The organism is Bartonella massiliensis (assembly GCF_902150025.1).
GTDB lineage: Bacteria > Pseudomonadota > Alphaproteobacteria > Rhizobiales > Rhizobiaceae > Bartonella > Bartonella massiliensis.
Window position 1 is genome coordinate 1 of sequence record NZ_CABFVS010000064.1, and the last position, 1,624, is coordinate 1,624.

A 1,624-nucleotide genomic window follows, 5' to 3' on the forward strand; every position below is an offset into this window, starting at 1 on the left:
CATTTGCACGTCAATTATGAAGATGCGGCCCCCTATCCAGTAACCTTAAAAAAAGGCAATCCAAAACAGACTGATATTTCTAATCCAGAAGAATTTTACTACGTTAAAGAAATGAAATTTGCAAAAATTAAGAATAGTAAGGAAAAGGATAAAACAACGGTTATTTATAACAGCAATATCACAATGACAGATATCCCTCTAGAGGCTTATAACTATATCGTCAATGGCAAACCTGCTCTTGAATGGGTTATGGGGCGTCAATGTGTAAAGACAGATAAAAAAAGTGGTATTGTGAATGATGCCAATCGCTATGCTGTTGAAACCGTTGGAAACCCTGCCTATCCTCTAGAATTGTTTCAAAGGGTTATTACCGTAAGTTTAGAGACAATGAAAATCGTTAAAGACTTACCAAAATTAAAAATTAGAGAAACTGAATAAACTTATAAAGCATGCTTACATAATGGGGGTGCTAATCTCATAAGGGGTATAGAATATAGCTATACCTCTTTTGTAAGTTGATTAGATACAATCTTAAAAGGAGTGTTTATATGCGTTCTTCTAAAAAGAAATCATTTGCACTTTTAAACACTGTAATTTAGATTGCTTTAAAAGGTTATACCGTAATCTAAAATGATAGCTTTATTCTTTTCAAAAGCTTTGTTTAAAAAGAATTATGTATATTCATTTTGCTTATAGGTTTTGACGGTGCAAAAATTGTCAAAACCCCCTCGAAACATATATCATTAGTTGAATTCATAGGCTGTATTGTTGATATAGGTTGTTTTTTGAAAGATTTAAAAATATTAACGCATTGAAATATAACGTTTTTATTTTTTACTATTTTTTTATCTAAAAGTAGCAACCGTCAAAACTCAAAACCCCTTCAAAACCCATAACCATAATGATCTTGATAGCATTTCTTATGATTATAAACTGTCTTTTGAAAGGCTTTAAAAGATCATATGCTTTCTTTCATAAGACATGTTTTAATCACTCACTAAAGTGATCACTTTTGTCAGTTCAATTTACTGACAGATAACTGACACATATATATTATAAGTTGAATTTATGGTTGTATTGTCGATATAGGTTGTATCATTAAAATATTAACATATTGAAAAATAATGATTTTAATTTTCTCTCATTTTAAAAAAATAATATAGGGTCTAGAGTTAACTGACAAAACTGACAAGACTGACAAAAGTCTATTAAAAGGGATTTTGCTCATCTCTATAATTATCAATCTCTCTTTAGATGTTTTTATAAAAAGCTATAAATCACAATTATCATTTCTCTTATAAAAATGAAAAATGATGCGGTAGCTATAAAGCAGATAAGGGCTATAGAGAATGTGTGAAAAAAGCAGGTTTTATAATTACATTGCAAATGAAAGCATTGGTTATAAAGACAGTTCCTATAAAAAATTATTAAGTTGCAAATGTGTTTTAAAAGAAATTAACAAAAAAATTAAAAACCATTTAGTAAAAAACAAGATAGGTTATAAAGTTAAAAATACGCATGATGAGAGCGTTTCTAAATATTATAAATGTATAGATTCAAAAAATAACGCAATCGCTTAATAAAGCCCATAATATAGCTTTAAAAGCACATAATACAAAAGAAG

1 protein-coding gene is annotated in these 1,624 nt (G+C 28.6%); it reads left to right on the forward strand.

Features of this window, described 5'->3' with window-relative positions; all coding sequences use genetic code 11:
* Positions 1 to 438: type ISP restriction/modification enzyme (locus FNZ60_RS09415; protein ID WP_342774764.1), on the forward strand; the 438-nt coding region annotated here is incomplete at its 5' end.
* Between the last annotated feature and the right edge of the window lie 1,186 nt (positions 439 to 1,624).